The 19,866-nt window shown below is 72.1% G+C and carries 17 protein-coding genes and 2 pseudogenes; 8 read left to right on the top strand and 11 right to left on the bottom strand.

All coding sequences use genetic code 11. The features are described 5' to 3' along the window. From WA762_RS24030 to WA762_RS24010, 5 genes and pseudogenes are all read right to left on the bottom strand, one after another. A pseudogene (locus tag WA762_RS24030) lies at positions 1-643 on the bottom strand (conjugal transfer protein); the annotation flags it as partial. Beyond that, on the bottom strand, positions 643-948 hold the full coding sequence (locus WA762_RS24025) for a hypothetical protein (protein ID WP_335938254.1): 306 nt from the start codon (positions 946-948) through the stop codon (positions 643-645). The pseudogene WA762_RS24030 and the gene WA762_RS24025, both read right to left, overlap by 1 nt. A gap of 41 nt (positions 949-989) precedes the next feature. Further along, positions 990-1,256 carry a DUF6284 family protein gene (locus WA762_RS24020; RefSeq protein ID WP_335938253.1) on the bottom strand — a complete coding sequence of 89 codons (267 nt, stop codon included), beginning with the start codon at positions 1,254-1,256 and terminating at the stop codon, positions 990-992. 88 nt (positions 1,257-1,344) lie between these two features. Further along, entirely contained in the window at positions 1,345-1,797 is a 453-nt protein-coding gene (locus WA762_RS24015) for a transcriptional regulator (protein WP_335938252.1), read from the bottom strand. A gap of 799 nt (positions 1,798-2,596) precedes the next feature. Next, a complete protein-coding gene (locus WA762_RS24010) occupies positions 2,597-3,313 on the bottom strand; it encodes a GntR family transcriptional regulator (RefSeq protein WP_335938251.1) in 717 nt (238 codons plus the stop codon). 56 nt (positions 3,314-3,369) lie between these two features. Here WA762_RS24010 and WA762_RS24005 point away from each other — a divergent pair, with 56 nt between their 5' ends. The 5 genes from WA762_RS24005 (at position 3,370) to WA762_RS23985 (ending at position 9,758) form a co-directional block, all read left to right on the top strand. After that, positions 3,370-4,191: a class I SAM-dependent methyltransferase gene (locus WA762_RS24005; protein ID WP_335938249.1), complete on the top strand. Its 822-nt coding sequence runs from the start codon at positions 3,370-3,372 to the stop codon at positions 4,189-4,191. Positions 4,192-4,363: 172 nt separating this feature from the next. Then, positions 4,364-5,470 (top strand): dual-specificity RNA methyltransferase RlmN, encoded by a 1,107-nt coding sequence (gene rlmN / locus WA762_RS24000; protein ID WP_335938247.1) that lies wholly within the window; start codon positions 4,364-4,366, stop codon positions 5,468-5,470. 315 nt (positions 5,471-5,785) lie between these two features. Next, a complete protein-coding gene (locus tag WA762_RS23995) occupies positions 5,786-6,895 on the top strand; it encodes a thiamine ABC transporter substrate-binding protein (protein WP_335938245.1) in 1,110 nt (369 codons plus the stop codon). 221 nt (positions 6,896-7,116) lie between these two features. After that, positions 7,117-8,730, top strand: coding sequence for an ABC transporter permease (locus WA762_RS23990; RefSeq protein ID WP_335938243.1), 1,614 nt, complete (start codon positions 7,117-7,119; stop codon positions 8,728-8,730). A gap of 2 nt (positions 8,731-8,732) precedes the next feature. Further along, on the top strand, positions 8,733-9,758 hold the full coding sequence (locus WA762_RS23985; RefSeq protein WP_335938241.1) for an ABC transporter ATP-binding protein: 1,026 nt from the start codon (positions 8,733-8,735) through the stop codon (positions 9,756-9,758). Positions 9,759-9,813: 55 nt separating this feature from the next. Here the strand turns inward: WA762_RS23985 and WA762_RS23980 are convergent, their stop codons facing one another. From WA762_RS23980 to WA762_RS23965, 4 genes are all read right to left on the bottom strand, one after another. Continuing rightward, positions 9,814-10,995, bottom strand: coding sequence for a hypothetical protein (locus WA762_RS23980; protein WP_335938240.1), 1,182 nt, complete (start codon positions 10,993-10,995; stop codon positions 9,814-9,816). Then, positions 10,977-11,714 carry an ABC transporter ATP-binding protein gene (locus WA762_RS23975; protein ID WP_335938239.1) on the bottom strand — a complete coding sequence of 246 codons (738 nt, stop codon included), beginning with the start codon at positions 11,712-11,714 and terminating at the stop codon, positions 10,977-10,979. The genes WA762_RS23980 and WA762_RS23975 overlap by 19 nt, the downstream gene beginning before the upstream one ends. A 239-nt stretch (positions 11,715-11,953) precedes the next feature. Further along, positions 11,954-13,333 carry an aspartate aminotransferase family protein gene (locus WA762_RS23970; RefSeq protein WP_335938237.1) on the bottom strand — a complete coding sequence of 460 codons (1,380 nt, stop codon included), beginning with the start codon at positions 13,331-13,333 and terminating at the stop codon, positions 11,954-11,956. Next, positions 13,318-13,809, bottom strand: a complete 492-nt coding sequence (locus tag WA762_RS23965) for an Lrp/AsnC family transcriptional regulator (RefSeq protein ID WP_335938236.1) — start codon at positions 13,807-13,809, stop codon at positions 13,318-13,320. Before WA762_RS23965 ends, WA762_RS23970 begins: the two co-directional genes overlap by 16 nt. Before the next feature lie 179 nt (positions 13,810-13,988). Between WA762_RS23965 and WA762_RS23960 the strand changes: the two genes are divergently transcribed. From WA762_RS23960 to bla, 3 genes and pseudogenes are all read left to right on the top strand, one after another. Next, positions 13,989-15,428 (top strand): gamma-aminobutyraldehyde dehydrogenase, encoded by a 1,440-nt coding sequence (locus WA762_RS23960; RefSeq protein WP_335938234.1) that lies wholly within the window; start codon positions 13,989-13,991, stop codon positions 15,426-15,428. A gap of 224 nt (positions 15,429-15,652) precedes the next feature. Next, positions 15,653-16,816: a polyamine ABC transporter substrate-binding protein gene (locus WA762_RS23955; protein WP_335938257.1), complete on the top strand. Its 1,164-nt coding sequence runs from the start codon at positions 15,653-15,655 to the stop codon at positions 16,814-16,816. 380 nt (positions 16,817-17,196) lie between these two features. Further along, a pseudogene (gene bla, locus WA762_RS35750) lies at positions 17,197-18,148 on the top strand (class A beta-lactamase). Between the two features lie 84 nt (positions 18,149-18,232). On the opposite strand, the gene WA762_RS23945 reads toward bla, so the two are convergent. Beyond that, positions 18,233-19,030, bottom strand: a complete 798-nt coding sequence (locus WA762_RS23945; protein ID WP_335938232.1) for an SAM-dependent methyltransferase — start codon at positions 19,028-19,030, stop codon at positions 18,233-18,235. A gap of 68 nt (positions 19,031-19,098) precedes the next feature. Beyond that, positions 19,099-19,830 carry a glycerophosphodiester phosphodiesterase gene (locus WA762_RS23940; protein WP_335938231.1) on the bottom strand — a complete coding sequence of 244 codons (732 nt, stop codon included), beginning with the start codon at positions 19,828-19,830 and terminating at the stop codon, positions 19,099-19,101. Between the last annotated feature and the right edge of the window lie 36 nt (positions 19,831-19,866).

Raw genomic sequence — 19,866 nt, 5'->3', positions numbered from 1 at the left:
GGGGCGTGACGGCGAACATCGCACCAAGGGCGGCGTCGGCTCCGTCCGCGACACGGTCCCGCTGGACCTCCAGCAGACGCGGGGCCAGGGTCGCGTCCGTGGCTCCGACCCTGCGGGCCAGCTTCCACGAGCGCTTCTCCGCCTCCTCCTGAACCTTGGCGTCGGGGTGGTTGGCGGCGACGGCCCGGTGATAGGCCAGCGCCTGGACCACCGCCGCGGCCCTGGCCTCCGCCTCGGCGTCACGGCCGTCGGTATGGACGACGATCCGGCGGGCCAGGAACGCCATGCCTTCCGCCGACACACACATACCCATCGGCGTCACCGCGTAGATCACGGTGCGACCAGCATCCGGACCGGCCATGGCCGCCATGACGGACGCGGCGGCCGGCAGGGCCCACAGCCCCACTCGGATGACCCGGGGTGAGGACTGGCCCAGCATCGTCAGGCCGAGCAGCACCAGAGCCAGAACAGCGGTCGCGCCCTCACCGGCCGCCACCGCGCCCAGCGCCGTACCCGAGCCGTACGCGTGGCTGATGTTGCTGTACGTGCCCACACCACCAGCGACACCGGTCGCCAGCATCGGCACGAACGCAGCCGCCAGAACGGCCCGCTGCGCAGTGCTCAGAGTTCGTCGCGTCCTCATCAGGCCACCTCCGCCGAAACGAGCGGCTCGGCGGTCTCTTCGGAGCGATCCACCGGGACGTGCCCGTAGCCGACCAGGTGAACGGCGACACCGTCCACGACGGCGTCGGCGCACAACCACATCAGAGGGCCGCCCCCGAACTCCGTTCCCAGGACCACGTCGGCGGGGCTGACGCCCAGAGCGGACCGCCACGTCTCGAACTGGCCCAGGTCGTAGACGGACAGAGACACCCGGTCGGGGTAGATCCTGGAGACCGACGCGTCGGCGGCCGGCAGATCAGAGAACCGCTCCGTCAGCGACGCCAAGACCTTGATTGCAGAGGACAGACGGCTCATCGTCGACGCGGTCACGCGGCACCGCCCGCCTGCGCCAGACCGGCGCGGTTCGCGATGGTGCGGCGGGCGGCCAGGACCCGGTTTCGGGCCCTCCGGATACGCCGCTCGTCCAGCGCCATGACCGGACGATCCAGCACCGCGATCTCCACGTCGAGCAAGTCGACCTCCGCCAAGATCAGCGGCATCTCCCGCTCAACCGCGTCCAGCTCCGCGTCCGACGGCTCACCCCCGGACGCGACGGACGTAACGACACGCTGACGTGCAGCGATGGACTTCATTGGGTCGTGCTCCCTTCGAAGAGGAACGGCCCGATGCGGCCCCCGGGATGCGCCCCGGGGGCCGCGCGCCGTTCATGGGCTGTGCGGGTCAGACGGTGGCGATGAGGACCGAGGCGATCAGCAGCCACAGGTGGTGGAAGGACTGGTCCAGGGCGTAGGCGCCGGTCCCGATGTGCGGGTTGTCGTCGTGGCCGGCGCGCGGGGCACCAAGCCTGTAGAACTGGGTCTTGCCGGTGACCTTGGCCAGCCAGGCGAGGGTGCTGCGGCGATCCGCCCACCAGTGCGTCACCGCGTCCACACCCAGACCCGCGACCAGGCCCAGCAGGGACAGGTGCAGGCCCAGCAGCGCGGCCACGGGCAGGAGCAGGGCGAGCTTGGTGGCGGTCAGGGTCGCGACGTGGCGGGCACCGGCCAGACGGCCAGTCCAACCGGGCTTGCCCTTGTCCACGGACTGGCAGGACGTCTGCACCCAGTGGTCCCCCACGCTGTGAGCGACGAACAGGGCAACGAACACGGCGGCGAACGCTGAGGCGGTAGCCATCAGCCCCGACCCCGTGCCCGCGCGTCGTCCTCGCTGCGCTTGTTCTGCTCGGCGTTCTTACGGGACAACTCGTCCCTCTCCGCATCTGTCAGACTCGTCAACACAGGGACCTCCCAGGGGTACCTGTTCAGCGCCGCCCGGAGTAGCCCCTCCGGGCGGCGCACTCGTTTGGAACCGGGGGACTCCGACTCCCCTCAACCCCGCCCGTACAGCGCCGCGAAGGGCTGGACGGGCGGAGGAGGCAATCGGCGCAGCAACCGCTGCGAAGGTGACCCGAACCCGCGAATCACCGGCTATCCCGGTGCGCTCAGCGGCGGATCAGGCAGACGCAAAGGGCGTAGCCGCAGTGCCGGTCCAGCACGATTGGCGCCCAGAGTCTTCGTCGGTACAAATCAACCTCCCGGAGCGGATCGGACATGTGCAGGTGTTGCAGATGTCTCCTTACGGGGCCGCAGAGCGACCCCGGCGAAGGTGTATGGAGACGTGGCCTTTCGGCCTCGAACCCTCCGGTGAATGACAAGGCGCCGGGTCGCCTCCCCCCGACCAACGCGGGGCTCCTGGGTCGTGCAGTTCGAGCAGCCCAAAGAAGGCCCTCTCGACATGGCGGAATCGACCTTCTCCGGAAGTTCCGGATCGGGCGGTGGCCACAACAAGAGACTGGACCGGTGGACCGGTCCAGTCAAGCCGCGAGTTTGCTCGCGACGCTCTCTGTGGGTGCATATTTCCAGGTGGGGAGGCGCCTTTGAGGCACTAAAAAAAGCTGGACCGGTGGACCGGTCCAGCCCCTAGGTTCGTTGACCTACATCGCGTAGGTGTCCACCTGCTCGAAGAGCGAGGATGGCGTGACACCTTCCTCGCAGACCAGCGGGCGGCCCTGCTCGTCGTACGCCGTGTGCAGCAGTACGGCTACCGGCGTATTCGGCGGCACACTCAGGCGGTCTGCCTCCACCTCTGTGGCGAGGCGCACGGTGGTCACGTCCACCCCCTCGGCCGGACCTCGTCCAGTCTGACGCCTGACGTAGCGCGTCGTCCCCTCGGCGATCGGGGCTGTGTCGGCAAGTCGCGGTGATGCCTCTGCGATCTCAGGGGGGAACCAGGCCTCAACGCAACTGTTCGGCGTCCCGTCCGGGAGCTGGAGGATGCGAACGCGCCGGAGTGCCTTCGTTCCGGGGGAGAGTCCGAGTGTGGTGGCGACACGGGCAGGGGGTTCCGCCCAGTCGGGTTCACCGACGCGCAGGAACGGCATCCCGCCCAGGATGCGCGCCGACCCTGCACGGCGGGCGCCGGCGGGGCGTGCCACGGGCGTCTCCGTGACGACGAATCCGGTTCCCTGCTTGGCCACGACCACGCCGTCGTTACGTAGCACGTCGACGGCCTTGATGGCGGTGGCTCGTGACACACCCCACTGCTCGGCCAGCTCGCGGCCCGACGGGATCGTGGCCCCGGGCGCGATCTCGCCAGCGGCAATGCGGGCGCGCAGGAACTCTGCGATCTCTTCGTACTTCAGGACTGCCATGGCTTCCCCTATTTCCTGCGCTGGACTGGTCCACCGGTACACACGATACTGCGACCATGTCGACTTTCGAATTGGCTCCCTCCGTGATGCGGTTCTATGGCGAGACGGTCAACGAGGACAGTCGTCTGCGCAGCTCGGCAGACGGACGGATGGAATTGGTCAGGACCCAAGAACTCCTCCGGCGCTTTCTGCCCCCCGCGCCAGCGCGTGTGCTCGACGTGGGCGGGGGGACCGGGATTCACGCTGAATGGCTCGTGAAGGACGGCTACGACGTCGCTTTGGTGGACCCGGTGCCCCGTCATGTCGAGGCCGCGTCGGCGGTGTGTCCGGCGGTTGTCGGGGACGCGCGCGACCTGCCCGAGCCGGACGGCAGCTTCGACGTCGTGCAGCTCCTCGGGCCGCTCTACCACCTACCCGACCCCGCAGACCGGCACCAGGCTCTGGCGGAAGCCTTCCGTGTGGCCAAGCCCGGCGGGCTGGTCGCCGCCGCTGCGATCAATCGATATGCGTCGCTTTTCGAGCACGTTACGTACGCTCACCTGCACACCGAGCGCATCCATAATTCCGTTTCCAAGATTCTGGAGACGGCGGTTTACGACGGCGCACGAGGGTTCACCCTGTCGTACTTCCACCGGGCCGAAGAGCTGGTGACGGAGCTAGTCGCCTCTGGGCTGGAGGACGTTCAGGTCTTCGGCATCGAGGGCCCCGCCTGGTCGTTGGTGAAGGCGGCGGAACAGCAGCCAGGCGAAGGTCCCACGGATGAGTTGATCGCCTCAGCCATGGACGCGGCCCGCATGGCTGAGCCGTACCCGGAACTCCTTGCCGCCAGCTCGCACCTCTTGGCCGTCGGCACGGTCCCCGCCAGCAGCGTCGACTGACACCCCTGACCTGCGGGCGAAGCCATGGTGCTGGGCCGTCTGTGGGCCGTCGGAGGGCCGCCGACGACGACCCTCAACCACCTTCAACGACCCCCACCGCCCCGGCCCTGGTGGCCGCTGAGCTGGGCGACGGCCCGGTGCACATCGGCGTGTCTGCGACACTGGACGGACCATGCCTAAGCCCGGAGAACTCACTTTCGTCGCGCCGCGCGGAGCCAAGAAGCCCCCGCGGCACCTCGCCGACCTCACGCCCGCCGAGCGCAAGGAGGCGGTCGCCGCGACCGGCGAGAAGCCGTTCCGCGCGCAGCAGCTCTCGCAGCACTACTTCTCGCGGTATGCGCACGACCCGGCGGAGTGGACCAACATCCCGGCCGCCTCGCGGGAGAAGCTCGCGGAGGCGATGTTCCCCGAGCTGATGTCCGTGGTCCGTCACATCAGCTGCGACGACGACACCACCCGCAAGACGCTGTGGCGGCTGCACGACGGGACCCTCGTCGAGTCCGTCCTGATGCGCTATCCGGAGCGGGTGACGATGTGCATCTCGTCACAGGCCGGGTGCGGGATGAACTGCCCGTTCTGCGCCACCGGGCAGGCCGGTCTCGACCGCAATCTGTCGACCGCCGAGATCGTCCACCAGATCGTGGACGGCATGCGCGCGCTGCGCGACGGGGAGGTCCCCGGGGGCCCGGCGCGGCTGTCCAACATCGTCTTCATGGGCATGGGCGAGCCGCTGGCCAACTACAACCGGGTGGTCGGCGCGATCCGCCGGCTGACCGATCCGGAGCCGGACGGACTGGGGCTCTCCCAGCGGGGCATCACGGTGTCCACCGTCGGGCTGGTGCCCGCGATGCTGCGCTTCGCCGACGAGGGCTTCAAGTGCCGCCTCGCCGTCTCGCTGCACGCGCCGGACGACGAGCTGCGCGACACCCTCGTCCCGGTCAACACCCGGTGGAAGGTGCGCGAGGTGCTGGACGCCGCGTGGGAGTACGCGGAGAAGTCCGGCCGCCGGGTCTCCATCGAGTACGCCCTGATCCGGGGCATCAACGACCAGGCGTGGCGCGGCGACCTGCTCGGCCGGCTGCTCAAGGGCAAGCGGGTGCACGTCAACCTCATCCCGCTGAACCCGACGCCCGGCTCCAAGTGGACCGCCTCCCGCCCGGAGGACGAGCGGGCGTTCGTCGAGGCCGTCGCGGCGCACGGGGTGCCGGTGACCGTGCGGGACACCCGGGGCCAGGAGATCGACGGGGCCTGCGGCCAGTTGGCGGCGGCCGAGCGCTGAGCGCCCGGCGGGCCGTCGGGCCCGGTCGGCGCCGGCCGGGTGCGGACGCCCCCGGAGCGACCGGGCGCCGAGGCCCCGGCGACCCGGCCGAGCGGCCCGTGTAGCCTGGGCCGGAAGCCAATTTCATATTCCGACAGGGGAGCGCCACAGCGCTGAGAGTGCGGCACCGGGGGACCGGTCGTCCGCAGACCCTCTGAACCTCGCCCGGGTCATTCCGGGTAGGAAGTTCGGTCATCAACTCTTGCTGTTGCGCCCTGCCCGCTTTCCGCGGGCGGGGCCGCGTCTCTTCCTGGCCAAAACCCAGGAGGAATCCATATGAGCATCACGCGCAGGACCGGCCGGCTCGCGGCCGCGGCCGTCGTCGCCGCGCTCGGCGTCACCGCCCTCGCCGGATGCGGGAGCTCCGACGAGGGGGCCTCCGGCTCCGGCGGCTCGAAGGGCCCGGGCTCCAAGACCGTGACCCTGGTCAGCCACGACTCCTTCAACGCCTCCGACGCGGTGCTGAAGGAGTTCACCCGGCGGACCGGCTACACCGTCAAGGTCCTGAAGAGCGGCGACGCGGGCGTCGCGCTCAACCAGGAGATCCTGACCAAGGGCTCGCCGCGCGGCGACGTGTTCTTCGGCGTCGACAACACCCTGCTCTCCCGCGCGCTCGACAGCGGGCTCTTCACCCCCTACGAGGCGAAGGGCCTCGACCGGGCCGCGGCCGGCACCCGGCTGGACCCGGAGCACCGGGTCACCCCGGTCGACACCGGCGACATCTGCGTCAACTACGACAAGAAGTACTTCGCGGACAAGAAGCTGGACCCGCCGCGCACCTTCGACGACCTCGCGAAGCCCGCGTACAAGAACCTGCTGGTCACCGAGAACGCGGCGACCTCCTCGCCCGGTCTGGGCTTCCTCCTCGGCACCGTCGGCGTCTACGGGGAGAAGGGCTACCAGGACTACTGGAAGAAGCTGAAGGCCAACGGCGTCAAGGTCGTCGACGGCTGGGAGCAGGCGTACAACGAGGAGTTCTCCGGTTCCGCGGGCGGCAGGAAGGCCAAGGCCGACCGGCCCCTCGTCGTCTCGTACGCCTCCAGCCCGCCGGTCGAGGTGCTGTACGCGAAGCCGCAGCCGGCCGAGGCCCCGACCGGGGTCGCCACCGGGACCTGCTTCCGGCAGATCGAGTTCGCGGGGCTGCTGAAGGGCGCGAAGAACGAGGCGGGCGGCAAGGCCCTGCTGGACTTCCTGATCAGCAAGGAGTTCCAGGAGGACATGCCGCTCAACATGTTCGTGAACCCGGTCGTCGGCGACGCGGAACTGCCGGAGCTCTTCACGAAGTTCGGCGCGACCGTGGACAAGCCGACGACCGTCGCCCCGGACCTGATCGCCAAGAACCGTGAGCAGTGGGTCCAGTCGTGGTCCTCGCTCGTCGTGAAGTAGCCGGGACCCCCGCGAACGGGACCTCCGCGAAGGGGACCTCCGCGAAGGGAGCCCCCGCGAACGGGACCCCCGCGAACGGGACTTCCGAGGACGGGACGTTCGCGGAGGGGACGGGCGCGGATGGGGCGGGCGCGGGCGGGGCCGGTTCGCGCCCGCGGACCGGGCCGGCGGGCGCCTCGCGCACCGCGGCGCTGCGCGGGAGCGCGGTGCGGCTGTGCCTGATGGCCGTGCCCGTCGCCTTCTTCGCGGTGTTCTTCGCCTACCCCGTCACCGCGATCGTCGGCCGGGGCCTGAAGCCGGACGGCGTCTGGGGGCTCGGCCGGATCGGCGAGGTGCTGGCCCGTCCGGAGATCCGCGAGGTCCTCTGGTTCACCACCTGGCAGGCGCTGGCCTCGACCGCGCTGACCCTGCTGATCGCGCTGCCCGGGGCGTACGTCTTCGCGCGGTTCGACTTCCCCGGCAAGCAGCTGCTGCGGGCGGTCGTCACCGTGCCGTTCGTGCTGCCGACCGTGGTCGTCGGTACGGCGTTCCTGGCGCTGGTCGGGCGCGGCGGCTTCCTCGACGAGCTGTGGGGCGTACGCCTCGACACCACCGTGTGGGCGATTCTGCTGGCCCATGTCTTCTTCAACTACGCGGTGGTGGTGCGGACCGTCGGCGGGCTGTGGGCGCAGCTGGACCCGAGGCAGGAGGAGGCCGCGCGGGTGCTGGGCGCCGGACGGTTCGCCGCCTGGCGACGGGTCACCCTGCCGGCCCTCGCGCCCGCCGTGGCCGCGGCCGCGCTGATGGTCTTCCTCTTCACCTTCACCTCCTTCGGAGTGGTGCAGATCCTCGGCGGTCCCGGGTTCGCCACCCTGGAGGTGGAGATCTACCGGCAGACCGCCCAGTTCCTCGCCCTGCCGACGGCCGCCGTGCTGACCCTGACGCAGTTCGCCGCGGTGGGCGCGATCCTCGCCGTGCACGCCTGGACCGTGCGCCGCCGGGAGACCGCGTTGAGGCTGGTCGATCCGGCGCAGACCGCCCGCAGGCCGCACGGCGCCGGGCAGTGGGCGCTGCTGGGCGGGGTGCTGCTCAGCGTGCTGCTGCTGATCCTGCTGCCCCTCGGCGTCCTGGTCGAACGCTCGCTGGACACCCCCGGCGGCCACGGCCTCGACTACTACCGTGCCCTGGGGTCCGTGGACGCGGGCGGCGGCGCCTTCCTGGTCGCACCGCTCGAAGCGATCGGCAACTCCCTGCGGTACGCGCTGGTCGCGACCGTGATCGCGCTGGTCGTCGGCGGGCTGGCCGCCGCCGCGCTGACCCGGCGCGCGGGGCGGCTGGTCCGGGGCCTCGACGCGCTGCTGATGCTGCCGCTCGGGGTGTCCGCGGTCACCGTCGGCTTCGGCTTCCTGATCACCCTGGACAAGCCGCCGCTCGACCTGCGGACGTCCTGGATCCTGGTGCCGCTGGCCCAGGCGCTGGTCGGGGTGCCCTTCGTCGTACGGACCATGCTGCCGGTGCTGCGCGCGGTGGACGGGCGGCTGCGGGAGGCGGCCGCCGTGCTCGGGGCGTCGCCGCTGCGGGTCTGGCGGGAGGTCGATCTCCCGCTGGTGCGGCGGGCGCTGCTGGTCGCGGCCGGGTTCGCGTTCGCCGTGTCGCTGGGGGAGTTCGGCGCGACGGTGTTCATCGCGCGGCCCGACCGGCCGACGCTGCCGGTCGCCGTGGCCCGGCTGCTGGGCCGCGCCGGGGAGCTCAACTACGGGCAGGCGATGGCCCTCAGCACCCTGCTGATGGCGGTGTGCGCGGTGTCGCTGCTGCTGCTCGAACGTATTCGCACCGACCGGTCCGGGGAGTTCTGACGATGCTGAGACTGGAGTCGGCCACGGTCCGCTTCGGCGCGCGGGCGGCGCTGGACCGGGTGGACCTGGAGGTCGCCGCGCATGAGACCGTCTGCGTGCTGGGGCCCAGCGGCAGCGGCAAGTCGACCCTGCTGCGGGTCGTCGCCGGGCTGCGGGCGCCGGACGGCGGGCGGGTGCTGCTGGACGGGGCGGACCAGGCGGGGGTGCCGGTGCACCGGCGCGGGCTCGGCCTGATGTTCCAGGACCACCAGCTCTTCCCGCACCGGGACGTCGGCGCCAATGTCGCCTTCGGGCTGCGGATGCGCGGTATGCCGAGGCACGACCGGGAGCGCCGGGTCGGCGAACTCCTGGACCTGGTGGGCCTGCCCGGCGCCGAGCGGCGGGCCGTCGCCGCGCTGTCCGGCGGGGAGCAGCAGCGGGTGGCCCTCGCACGGGCGCTGGCCCCCAGCCCCCGGCTGCTGATGCTGGACGAGCCGCTCGGTCAGCTCGACCGGGGGCTGCGCGAACGCCTGGTGACCGAACTGCGCGCGCTCTTCGGGCGGTTGGGCACGACGGTGCTGGCGGTCACGCACGACCAGGGCGAGGCGTTCGCGCTGGCCGACCGGGTGGTGGTGATGCGGGACGGGCGGATCGCCCAGACCGGCACGCCGCTGGAGGTCTGGCAGCGGCCCGCCTCCGCGTTCGTCGCCCGGTTCCTCGGCTTCGACAACGTGGTGCCGGCGACCGTGTCCGGCGCGTCCGCCGACACGGCGTGGGGCGCGGTGCCGGTGCCCGGCGGCTCCCCGCAGGGGGATCACGACCTGTTGGTGCGCCCGGCCGGGGTGCGGATCGGCGACCCCGGCGAGGGGCTGCGCTGCACGGTCGGGGCGTGCGTCTTCCGGGGCGACCGGGTCGCCGTGCGGCTGGTGCCGGAGCGCGGCCCGGAACTGGAGGCGGAGTGCGCGCCGCGGGACGCCCCCCGGGAGGGCGCGGCGGTCGGAGCCCGCTTCGACGCGGCGGAGTGCGTGGTGCTGCCCGCCGAGCGGTGACGCGCGGGCCACCGATCGGCCGGAGGGCCGGACGCCGGTGGTCCGCGCGGTGGTCTCAGCTCGTCAGCGGCAACGCCGCGAGCGCGGCGATCAGCCAGGTCAGTGGCGCGAACACGAGCACCAGCACGGCGGCGCGCAGCGCCGTCGCACACCGCAGCGCCGAGACCGGGGCGCCGAGCCGGCGCAGCGCCCGCGCCGTCCCCGCCCGGTCCTGCCGCGCCCCCAGCGCCGAGGTCAGCAGCGTCGCCGTCGCGCAGCCGAGGACCAGCACCGCGCCCAGCGACGTGAGCGGGCCGAACGGGCGCGGCCCCGTGCCGTACATCGCGTACGCGGCGACCACCGCGGAGAGCACCGCGCACACCACGCCGAGCGGGCCGCCGATCCGGCGCGCCTCGTCCATCAGCACCCGCCCGGCCAGCAGCCGCACCGCCCCGGGGCGCGCCGCCTGGAGCAGCCGGCCGCAGTGGTACGCCAGGCCGGGGCCCGCCACGGCCAGGCCGACCGCCGTCAGCGTCCACCCCGCCAGCACCCCGGCCGGGCTGTCCGCGAGCCGGCCGGGGAGCGGGAGCAGGCTCTGCCCGTCGCCCCGGCTCATGTACGCCTCGACGGCGAGGCCGACCGCGGTCAGGGCCACCCCCCACGGCAGCCCGGACGGGGGTTTCGCCGGAACGGGGTGCTCCTCCCGGGGGCCGTCCGAGGAGCCCTCCTCCGGCCCCTGGACCATGAGCGGCCTGACGCGCAGCGCCAGCCCGCTCGCGACCGCCGCGGACACCGGGACCACGGCCAGCAGCACCAGCACGGCCATCACGGGCAGCGGGGACTTCGCGTCGAGCAGCCCGGCCGCGGCGCCGTCGAAGGGCAGCCCGGACAGGTCGCCGCGCAGGTGCAGGAAGACCAGCAGCGCCACCGTCGACCCGAGCGCGCAGGACAGGGCGGTGGAGACGGCGGCCAGCACCGTGAGCCGCACCGGCCCCAGGCCCACCGCGGACAGTCCGGAACGCGGCCGGGTGCTGGGATCCGTACGGGCCACCGCGACGGCGAACTGCACGGTGGCGGCGAGCGGCACGAGGCACCACAACAGTCGCAGCACGGCCCCGGCGGACTGGTCCGGATGCCCCGACGCGTAGCCCAGGGCGCACAGCAGCAGGAAGCCGACCCCGGCGGAGGCGGCCGCGACCAGCAGCCTCCGCAGCAGGACCAGCGGATGGGAGCCCCGGGCTAGACGGAGAGCGAGCACGCCGCGCGGCCCTCCGCATCGGATACGGCGGGCAGGGCGACGGTGGCGACGCGGCGGCCGTCCAGCAGCGGGACCGTGCGGTCGGCCAGGGCGGCGACCTCGGGGTCGTGGGTGGCGAGGACCACGGTGATGCGGTGCGACCGGGCGGCGCTGGCGAGGGTGCGCAGCACATGGTTCCGGTCGGTGCGGTGCAGGGTCGCGGTCGGCTCGTCGGCGAAGATCACGGTCGGTGAGCCGACGAGGGCGCGGGCCACGGCGATCCGCTGGCGTTCCCCCTGGAGCAGGGTGTGCGGCCGCTGTCCGGCGCAGGCGCCGATGTCGAGCCGCTCCAGCCACTCCAGGCCGGTCTTCTTCGCCTCCCGGTGGGAGGCGCCGCGCAGCAGCAGCGGGAGCGCCACGTTCTCCCAGGCGTTCAGCTCCGGGACGAGCCGCGGCTCGGGGGCGATCCAGCCGAACCGGTCCCGGCGCAGCCGTTCGCGCAGCCGGGGGCCCATGGTGTGGACGGGGGAGCTGTTGAACCACACCTCGCCCTGTTCGGGCACGACCTGGCCGGACAGGCAGTGCAGCAGGGTCGTCTTGCCGCTGCCCCGGGGACCGGTCACGGCGAGGATCTCGCCGTCGCGGACGCCCATGGAGACTCCGGCGAGCGCGGGCGAGCCGTTGTGGGAGTGATGCAGGGAACGCGCCCAGATCACGTCGTTGTCCGGCGGGGCCACCATGGCGTACACCTCGGTTCAGGTCGTAGTTCCCGTTCCCCCGTACGGGGGAACGAAGAGGGGGCCGATCGGTCACTCGGCACCGTAGGGACCCGAACCGGGGTCTGGGCACAGCACACGGCCCGGGCACCCCCCTTCCCACTCGAATGGGGGCACCCGGGCCGTCGTTCATGGACCGCTCGGGGCGGCCGCCTTCCGCCGGACGGCCGGTCCGTGGCCGGCCGGTCCGGTCGGACCGTGGATCAGAGCTTGGCCCACGCCTGCGTCAGGACGTTGCGCAGGATTCCCTCGATCTCGTCGAACGTCGACTGGTCGGAGATCAGCGGCGGCGCGAGCTGGACGACCGGGTCGCCGCGGTCGTCGGCCCGGCAGTACAGACCGTTGTCGTACAGCGCCTTGGAGAGGAACCCGTACAGGACGCGCTCGGTCTCCTCGTCGCTGAAGGTCTCCTTGGTGGCCTTGTCCTTCACCAGTTCGATGCCGTAGAAGTAGCCGTTGCCGCGGACGTCGCCGACGATCGGCAGGTCGAGCAGCTTCTGCAGCGTGGTGTGGAAGGCGTTCTCGTTGTCCAGGACGTGCTGGTTGAGGCCCTCGCGCTCGAAGATGTCGAGGTTGGCCAGCGCGACCGCGGCGGACACCGGGTGGCCACCGAAGGTGTAGCCGTGGAGGAAGGTGTTGCCGTCCTCGTAGAACGGCGCGGCGATCCGGTCCGAGACGATGCAGGCGCCGATGGGGGAGTAGCCCGAGGTCATGCCCTTGGCGCAGGTGATCATGTCCGGCACGTAGCCGAACTTGTCACAGGCGAACATGGTGCCCAGGCGGCCGAAGGCGCAGATGACCTCGTCGGAGACGAGCAGCACGTCGTACTTGTCGCAGATCTCGCGCACGCGCTGGAAGTATCCGGGCGGCGGCGGGAAGCAGCCGCCGGCGTTCTGCACCGGCTCCAGGAAGACCGCGGCGACGGTGTCCGGGCCCTCGAAGAGGATCTGCTGCTCGATCTGGTCGGCGGCCCAGCGGCCGAAGGCCACCGGGTCGTCGCCGTGGATCGGGGCGCGGTAGATGTTGGTGTTGGGGACCTTGTGCGCGCCGGGGACCAGCGGCTCGAAGGGGGCCTTCAGGGCCGGCAGGCCGGTGATCGACAGAGCGCCCTGCGGGGTGCCGTGGTAGGCGACCGCGCGCGAGATGACCTTGTACTTGGTCGGCTTGCCCTGGAGCTTGAAGTACTGCTTGGCGAGCTTCCAGGCGGTCTCCACCGCCTCGCCGCCGCCGGTGGTGAAGAAGACCTTGTTGAGGTCGCCCGGCGCGTAGTCGGCGAGGCGGTCGGCCAGCTCCACGGCCTTGGGGTGGGCGTAGGACCAGACCGGGAAGAAGCCCAGCTCCTGGCCCTGCTTGTAGGCCGCCTCGGCGAGCTCGTGACGGCCGTGACCGGCGTTGACCACGAACAGGCCGGAGAGGCCGTCGAGGTAGCGCTTGCCCTGGTCGTCGAAGATGTAGGTGCCCTCACCCCGCACGATGGTGGGAACGGGCGCGTTCTCGTAGTCCGACATGCGGGTGAAGTGCATCCACAGGTGGTCGTACGCGGTTCGGCTGAGGTCCTTGCTCACGGCTATCGGGTTCCCCACATATAGGTCTGCTTCTTCAGCTTCAGGTAGACGAAGCTCTCGGTGGAGCGCACGCCGGGGATGGCCCGGATGCGTTTGTTGATCGTTTCCAGCAGGTGGTCGTCGTCCTCGCAGACGATCTCCACCATCAGGTCGAAGGAGCCCGCGGTCATCACCACGTACTCGCACTCGGCCATCGCCGACAGCGCCTCGGCCACCGGGTCGAGGTCGCCTTCGACGGTGATGCCGACCATCGCCTGACGCCGGAACCCCACGGTGAGGGGGTCGGTGACGGCGACGATCTGCATCACGCCCTGGTCGAGCAGCTTCTGGACGCGCTGCCTGACGGCCGCCTCGGACAGGCCGACGGCCTTGCCTATCGCGGCGTACGGGCGACGCCCGTCCTCCTGGAGCTGCTCGATGATCGCGAGGGAGACGGCGTCGACCGTGGGGGACGACCCGTTCCCGTTCCTGGAGTCTGCGCTGCGACTGGCCACGCCCCCACTGTGCACCGGTACTCGTCGGTCTGGCAACCCCAGAGCGATGTAATTCGTTGTCTGGGGGTTCAGATCTCACTGAATCCGAAGTTCCCGGCGGTTAGGCATGTCGAAAGCGACACCTGAGCGTCTAGGCTGGACATCTCACCCATTGACGTGTGTCGACAGGAGGGGTGGTTGTGACCACCGAGGTGCGCCGTCTGCGCAACTACATCAACGGAGAGTTCCGGGACGCCGCTGACGGGCGGACCATCGATGTGATCAACCCGGTCACCGAGGAGGTCTACGCGACCTCGCCGCTCTCCGGCCAGGCCGACGTCGACGCCGCGATGGAGGCCGCCGCCGCGGCCTTCCCCGCCTGGCGCGACACCACGCCCGCCGAGCGCCAGAAGGCCCTGCTGAAGATCGCGGACGCCTTCGAGGAGCGCGCCGAGGACCTCATCGCGGCCGAGTCGGAGAACACGGGCAAGCCGGTCGAGCTCACCCGCACCGAGGAGCTCCCGCCGATGGTGGACCAGATCCGCTTCTTCGCGGGCGCGGCGCGGCTGCTGGAGGGCCGCTCCGCCGGTGAGTACATGGAGGGCCTCACCTCCATCGTCCGGCGCGAGCCGGTCGGCGTCTGCGCGCAGGTCGCGCCATGGAACTACCCGATGATGATGGCCGTCTGGAAGTTCGCCCCGGCGCTCGCCGCGGGCAACACCGTCGTCATCAAGCCGTCCGACACCACCCCGGCGTCGACCGTGCTGATCGCCGAGATCATCGGGCAGATCCTCCCCAAGGGCGTCTTCAACGTCGTCTGCGGCGACCGCGACACCGGCCGCGCGATGGTCGAGCACCCGACCCCGGCGATGGCCTCCATCACCGGTTCGGTGCGGGCCGGCATGCAGGTGGCGGAGTCCGCCGCCAAGGACGTCAAGCGGGTCCACCTGGAGCTCGGCGGCAAGGCCCCCGTCGTCGTCTTCGAGGACACCGACATCGCCAAGGCCGTCGAGGGCATCTCCGTCGCCGGCTACTTCAACGCCGGCCAGGACTGCACGGCCGCGACCCGAGTCCTGGTCCACGAGTCCATCCACGACGAGTTCGTCGCCGCCCTCGCCGAGGCCGCGTCCGGCACGAAGACCGGCGGGCCGGACGACGAGGACGTGCTGTACGGCCCGCTCAACAACGCCAACCAGCTCAAGCAGGTCAGCGGCTTCATCGAGCGGCTCCCCGCCCACGCCAGGGTCGAGGCGGGCGGCCACCGGGTCGGCGACAAGGGCTACTTCTACGCCCCGACCGTCGTCTCCGGCCTGAAGCAGGACGACGAGATCGTCCAGAACGAGGTCTTCGGCCCGGTCATCACCGTGCAGAAGTTCACGGACGAGGCCCAGGCCGTGGAGTACGCCAACGGCGTGGAGTACGCCCTGGCCTCCTCGGTGTGGACCAAGGACCACGCCCGCGCCATGCGGATGTCCAAGGCCCTCGACTTCGGCTGCGTGTGGATCAACACCCACATCCCGCTCGTCGCCGAGATGCCGCACGGCGGCTTCAAGAAGTCCGGCTACGGCAAGGACCTCTCCGCGTACGGCTTCGAGGACTACACGCGCATCAAGCACGTCATGACCTCGCTCGACGGCTGACCCTCCGTCAACCGCCTCCCGCGGCCCCGGGCCCGTGCCCGGGGCCGCGCCCGTGCCCGGCGCCCGTACGCCCGTGCCGCCGGCGCACGACCGGGTGTCACCGCCCGGCGCGCCGACATCGACAGGGTGTGCGGACCGGGCGCGTTCCGCTGGACGGATGGTCCATTGCCCGCGCCGCCGGCGGCGGGCATCCTGCGCGGGTGCGAGCAACCCCGAAGAACCCCATGTCCCGCCGGTCCCTGCTGCGCGCCTTCGGGGCCACGGCGACCGGTGCCGCGCTGGCCGGCTGCGGCGTGCCCGCCGCCTATGTGGAGCCCGGTGCCCGCGCCGGCCGCGACACCTCGGCGCGCGACCACTCCCTGCACTTCGCGAACTGGCCGCTCTACATCGACACCGACGGCAGCGACGCGTCGAAGCGGCCCAGCCTCGACGCGTTCGTCGAACGCACCGGGATCTCCGTCACGTACACCGAGGAGATCAACGACAACGACGAGTTCTTCGGGAAGATCAGCCCCGCGCTGATGAACCATCAGGAGACCGGCCGGGACCTGGTCGTCATCAGCGACTGGATGGCCGCGCGCTTCGTACGGCTCGGCTGGGTGCAGGAGATGGACCGGGCGAAGCAGCCCAACGTCGCCAAGTACCTCGACCCGCAACTGCGTTCGCCCGCCTTCGACCCCGGCCGGACGCACAGCGTCCCCTGGCAGTCCGGGATCACCGGCATCGCGTACAACCGCAAGCGGCTCGGCCGCGAGATCAAGCACCTGAGCGACCTGTGGGCGGACGACCTGCGCGGCCGGGTGACCCTGCTGTCCGGGCTCGACGAGGCCTTCGCGCTGCTGATGCAGGGCAACGGCGTCGACGTCACCCGCTGGCGGCCGGACGACTTCCACCTGATCTGCGACCAGATCGAGAAGCTGGTGCGCCGGAAGCACATCCGCCGCTTCACCGGCAACGACTACATCAAGGACCTCTCGACCGGCGACGTGCTCGCCTGCCAGGCGTACTCGGGCGACGTCATCCAACTCCAGGCCGACAACCCGGACATCGAGTTCGTGGTCCCCGAGGAGGGCGCGGAACTCTGGGCGGAGTCGCTGATGATCCCCAACCTCGCCCGCCACAAGCGCAACGCCGAGAAGCTCATCGACCACTACTACGAGCCGGAGGTCGCCGCCGAGCTGGCGGCCTGGGTCAACTACGTCTGTCCGGTCCCGGCCGCCCGCGACGTCCTGGCGTCGTCGAAGGACGAGGAGACCGCCGCGCTCGCCGAGGACCCGCTGATCTTCCCCGACGACGCGATGCGCGAGCGGCTCGCCATCGCCCGCGACATCACGCCCGAGGAGCGCACCGAGTTCGCCAAGCGGTGGAACGCCGTCGTCGGGCTGTGAGCCGGGCGCGGGCCGACAGGGGCCCGGGCCGGGCTGCACGGGGGGCCTCGCCGCGCGGGGTCCGGGCCGGGCTGTACGGGAACCGCCGCCGGTCGGGGCCCGGGCCGTGCGGGGCCGTCTTCGGTCCGGGTGGGCCGCGCGGGGGAGGGGCGGCCGGATCGCGCGCCGGACGCCGGCCCGACCCGGCGTCGCCGGTACGCTCGCGGTCCACGGACGAGCAGGACCGGTCCGGCGCGCCCGGGGCCTCCGCGCGGGCGGGCCTTCCGCAGGCGGGCCTTTCTGGCGCGGGCGGGCTTTCCGCGCGGGCGGGCCCTCCCCGCGCGGGCGGCCTTTCTGGCGCGGGCGGGCCTTCCCCGCGCGGCGCCGGTGAAGGGGAGACGATGCGATCACCGCAGCCGATCAGCGGCCGCAGGGCCTTCCTGGGGGCCGTCGTCCTGGCGCCGCTGGCCGCGTGCGCCAAGGACCGGACCCCCGCGGAGACCCGCGCGGGCGCGCCCTCCACCGGTGCGACGGCCGGGCCCGGCCCCACCGCGACCGCCGTCGCGGAACGCCGGCACCGCGAGCACTTCGCCGCGCTGGAGCGGAAGTTCGAGGCACGGCTCGGCGTCTTCGCCCTCGACTCCGGCACCGGCGCCACCCTCGCCCACCGCGCCGACGAACGGTTCGCGTTCTGTTCCACGTTCAAGGCGCCGGCGACCGCGGCGGTCCTCGCGCGGCACCCGAATGTCGTACCCGGACACGGTCGTCGGATACTCCGAGGCCGACCTGATGAAGCACGCGCCGATCACGCGCGAGAACCTGGCCACTGGAATGACGATTCGTCAACTGTGCGACGCCGCAGTCCGGTTCAGCGACGGCACGGCCGGTAACCTGCTGCTCCGCGATCTCGGCGGCCCGGCCCGGCTGACGGCGTACGTCCGCGGTCTGGGCGACACGGTCACCCGGATGGACCGGACCGAACCGGCGATCACCGAGGCCACCCCCGGCGACCCCCGCGACACGACCTCGCCCCGGGCGATCGGCCGCACCCTCCGCCGGATCGTCCTGGGCGACGCCCTGCCGCCCGACAAGCGCGCCTTCCTCCACGACCTCCTGGCGCGGGGCGTCACCGGCGACCACCGCATCCGCGCCGGCGTCCCGCGCGGATGGGCCGTGGCCGGCAAGACCGGCACCGGCGACTACGGGACGCTCAACGACATCGCGGTCGTCCAGCCCCCGAAGGGGGCGGCCCCGCTGGTCGTCGCGCTGATGTCGAGCAGGGCCGCCCGGGACGCCCGGGGCGACGAGCGGCTCCTCGCCGAAGCGGCCGCGTACGCGGTGACCGCCCTCTGAACCCGCCCGACGCGACTCCGGTCGGGCCCGGCCGGCCCGTCCGACAGGCCTGTCCGACGGGACCGCCCGGCGCGACCGGCCGCGCTACGGCTTGCGCGCCACCGCGCCGAACTGGGCGACCTGCGCCGCACCCGGCTCGGCACGCCAGCGGGCGCAGGAGACGATGCCCGGCTCGACCAGGTCCAGCCCGGTCAGGAACGAGGCGAACTCGGTGCGGCTGCGCGCGGTGATCGGCGGGGTGGCGTTCTCGTTCCAGAACCGCATCGCCTCCTCGTTGCCCTCGCCGCCCAGCTCCAGCGTGGGGTGGGTGAGCGCCAGGTAGCTGCCCGACGGCACCGCGTCCATCAGCGCCCGGACGATGCGCCGCGCCTCGTCCGTGTCCGTGATGAAGTTCAGGATGCCGAGGAGCATGACCGCGACCGGCTTCCCCAGGTCCAGCGTCGGCGTGACGGCCCGCAGGATCTCCTCCGGACGGTGGGCGTCCGCGTCGATGTAGTCGGTGACGCCCTCCGACGAGCTGGTGAGCAGCGCCCGGGCGTGTGCGAGCACGATCGGGTCGTTGTCGACGTAGACGACGCGGGCGCCGGGCCGTGTGAGCTGGGCGACCTCGTGCGTGTTGTCGGCGGTCGGCAGGCCGGTGCCGATGTCCAGGAACTGGTCGATGCCCGCCTCACCGGCCAGGAACCGGACGGCCCGGCCCAGGAAAGCCCGGTCGGCGCGGGCCACTTCGCCGATGCTCGGGTACATGCCGGTGACCTGGTCGCCGACCGCACGGTCCACCGGATAGTTGTCCTTGCCGCCGAGCCAGTGGTTCCAGACCCGGGCGTTGTGCGCGATGTCGGAACGGATGCGGTCGGAAAGGGGGGTATTCGGTTCGGACACGTCGCTCTCCTCTGGATCCGTGGCCCGCCGTCACGGCGGAGGCGGCCGCGTCCATGATGCCGGACCGGTCAGCGGGCCCGGACGGCAGGGGAGCGGGCCAGCACCCGGCGCAGCACGTCGACCCGGTTGGTGGTGATCGAGTCCACGCCGTCGCGGACGAGGCGGCGCATGGTGCGCCCGGTGTCTGCGGTCCAGGCGGAGACCAGCACCCCGTCCCGGTGCAGACGGTCCGTCAAGTCCCGGCCCACCAGCCCGAACCGGTAGTTGAGCCAGCGCGGCCGCACCGCGTCGAGCAGGGCGGCGGACGGCGGCGCGAGCGTCGTCCGGGTCAGGGCGATCTCGGCGGACGGATCGGCCGCGCGCACCCGCAGCATCGCCCCGGCCCCCGCGCAGTAGTACGCCCGCTCGGCCGCGCCGCACTCGTGGACCACGCCGACGGTCCGGCGCACCGATTCGTCGGTGGAGCCGGGCAGGTCGATCATGACGCGCCGGCCGTCGGCGGCGGCCAGCGCCTCGCGCAGGGTGGGCACGCCGCCCGCCGTCAGCTCGGTGAGCTCGGCCCGGGTGAGCCGGTCCAGCCGCAGGTCGTGGCCCCACAGCCGGTCCAGCGTGGCGTCGTGCAGCAGGACCGGCACGCCGTCGCGGGTGACCCGTACGTCGATCTCCACCGCGTCCGCCCCGCGTGCGAGGGCGGAGCGGATCGAGGCGAGGGTGTTCTCGCGGGCACGGTACGGATCGCCGCGATGCGCCACGGCGACGACGTGACGGGCGGCGGCTGCGGAGCCGGTGGTGTGGGCCATGGGGTCATTGTGGCGAACGGGGCGCCGACGGGCCGG

This window comes from Streptomyces tyrfis (genome assembly GCF_037034285.1).
Classification (GTDB): domain Bacteria; phylum Actinomycetota; class Actinomycetes; order Streptomycetales; family Streptomycetaceae; genus Streptomyces.
Note: the sequence above shows the minus strand (reverse complement) of the source record. Positions and strands in the feature narration are given on the sequence as shown.

What these genes read in the sequence shown, in the direction of transcription:
- WA762_RS23995 (WP_335938245.1), top strand. Translation starts at nt 5,786, where the DNA reads ATGAGCATCACGCGCAGGACCGGCCGGCTCGCGGCCGCGGCCGTCGTC.
- WA762_RS24020 (WP_335938253.1), bottom strand. Translation starts at nt 1,256, where the DNA reads ATGAAGTCCATCGCTGCACGTCAGCGTGTCGTTACGTCCGTCGCGTCC.
- WA762_RS23985 (WP_335938241.1), top strand. Translation starts at nt 8,733, where the DNA reads ATGCTGAGACTGGAGTCGGCCACGGTCCGCTTCGGCGCGCGGGCGGCG.
- WA762_RS23975 (WP_335938239.1), bottom strand. Translation starts at nt 11,714, where the DNA reads ATGGTGGCCCCGCCGGACAACGACGTGATCTGGGCGCGTTCCCTGCAT.
- WA762_RS23990 (WP_335938243.1), top strand. Translation starts at nt 7,117, where the DNA reads ATGGCCGTGCCCGTCGCCTTCTTCGCGGTGTTCTTCGCCTACCCCGTC.
- rlmN (WP_335938247.1), top strand. Translation starts at nt 4,364, where the DNA reads ATGCCTAAGCCCGGAGAACTCACTTTCGTCGCGCCGCGCGGAGCCAAG.
- WA762_RS23955 (WP_335938257.1), top strand. Translation starts at nt 15,653, where the DNA reads ATGTCCCGCCGGTCCCTGCTGCGCGCCTTCGGGGCCACGGCGACCGGT.
- WA762_RS24005 (WP_335938249.1), top strand. Translation starts at nt 3,370, where the DNA reads ATGTCGACTTTCGAATTGGCTCCCTCCGTGATGCGGTTCTATGGCGAG.
- WA762_RS23940 (WP_335938231.1), bottom strand. Translation starts at nt 19,830, where the DNA reads ATGGCCCACACCACCGGCTCCGCAGCCGCCGCCCGTCACGTCGTCGCC.
- WA762_RS24010 (WP_335938251.1), bottom strand. Translation starts at nt 3,313, where the DNA reads ATGGCAGTCCTGAAGTACGAAGAGATCGCAGAGTTCCTGCGCGCCCGC.
- WA762_RS24015 (WP_335938252.1), bottom strand. Translation starts at nt 1,797, where the DNA reads ATGGCTACCGCCTCAGCGTTCGCCGCCGTGTTCGTTGCCCTGTTCGTC.